This is a genomic window from Aequorivita soesokkakensis, assembly GCF_001641085.1.
Taxonomy (GTDB): Bacteria; Bacteroidota; Bacteroidia; order Flavobacteriales; family Flavobacteriaceae; genus Aequorivita; species Aequorivita soesokkakensis.
On record NZ_LXIE01000018.1, the window covers coordinates 1 to 1,674 of the forward strand.

Annotated in this window: 2 protein-coding genes; both read right to left on the reverse strand. The window is 43.2% G+C overall.

The genetic code is table 11. The features are described from left to right. On the reverse strand, positions 1 to 1,013 hold a 1,013-nt coding region (locus A7A78_RS07945), incomplete at its 3' end, for a hypothetical protein (protein WP_131811116.1). A gap of 286 nt (positions 1,014 to 1,299) precedes the next feature. After that, the coding region (locus tag A7A78_RS07950; RefSeq protein ID WP_131811117.1) for a T9SS type A sorting domain-containing protein at positions 1,300 to 1,674 on the reverse strand (375 nt) is incomplete at its 5' end.

A 1,674-nucleotide genomic window follows, 5' to 3' on the forward strand; every position in this document is an offset into this window, starting at 1 on the left:
ACAGTTGCCGTATTTAAGGTAAAGTCCGTATCCGCTGGAACCGTGATATCAAAGGCGATTCGCTGGGCCTGGTTGGAAGAGGTTGTGTACCCGTTCTCAAAAGCATTCTCAGGGTTGTCCTGGCTGCAAGGGCTTCCCCCGCCTCCACCACCGCCACTTGCAGTAACGATTTCAACATCCCATCCGCCATAATCAACTACGGCAGTTGCATGGAAAAAGAAAAAGAAATTTCCCGAGACTGAAGTAAATGTTGAAGAGCCATGTGATGCAATCATATCAGCCAATGTAATATCACCATCGTTTGGGCCACCAGCTCCATTATCATATAATAATGTTCCTGTGGCGTCTGTTCCATCATAAATTCTTAAATAATCAAAATTTCCAAAAACACTAAAAAATTGAAAATCAATTTCACTTACTCCCAATAAAGTGGTTTGGGTATCGCATCCACAATTGGGATAGTTTCCAGGAGTACCTCCAACACTGCTACCACCTGGCCCTCCCGGATCAAAAAAATGATCACCCACTGATGGACTGAAAGTTTCTGTAGCACCAGCCACTGGAATAATATCCGCTTGTGGATTTCTGTTACCGTAATCTTGAGGAGAAACATTGTAATCTAAAGGTCGGTTTGCCACCGCTAATTGATGGGCAAGAATCTCTTCCTGTATCTCTGATTGAAAAAGTAAATTTGATGATGCTACCGGTGCTTTTTTATTATAAAAAACAGGGTTGTTACCTCCCAAAGATGCCGCGCCTTTCGGTTGAATATTTAAATTCATTAAAGGTTTAGCGACTTTTTGGTTCACGTGAAGCGGATTGTTAATCCCATTCCCGTTTGCCATTACTCCAATAGGATTTGATCTATCCTTTAGAGCATCATTAGCTTGCACAGCTTGTTTTTGTTGCTGATGGTTAATCATGGGACTATCTGTCCCACTTAATTTTGCATCAGTTTGGCTATAACCTATAGCACATACCATCAGCAAAATTAGCATGGTAATTTTTTTCATAATTAAAACAGTTTAGTTAGTAATCATTTTAAATAATCAGTAGTCATTTTAAACAACTAAATCTATTCCAAAAAAAGCAAATATCAAAGCTTTTATCAATAAGAATTTCAATACGTTATCAATAATCAATCAAATTAACATTTATGCAAATAAATCGGAAATCGGAAAGCCTATTCGGGAGGGCCCTTTTTTAAAACACGCGGATTGAAGGCTAGGCTTTTGGGCACAAAAAAACCACCCGCACTTGGCGGGTGGTTCAAATCATAAACAAAGGCTCTCTAGGGCACTAGTCCTTGAGCACCTTGTAAGTGCCTATCTGGCCGTTGACGCTCACCTTCATCAGGTAGGTGCCCGGGCTGAGTGCCGAAACATCCAGCTGTGAGCTGGTGGCATCAACACGGCTGTCCATCACCCGTTGCCCCAATAGGTTGTAGATCGACACATTCTCGATGTTGTCCACACTTCTCAGGTTAAGCACCCCGGTGGTCGGGTTCGGGTAATAGCTGAAGCCAGCTATGGTATTGTCAGCGGTGCCAAGGTTCGTCCCATCTATCACTATGTCGGTAACGGCACCATTGTTCAGCACGAACACATAGTATGCCTGGCCGGCAAGGGTGAAGATAGAGGCCGAGGTGCCCGGCAGGCACTGGTTCGTGTTCTG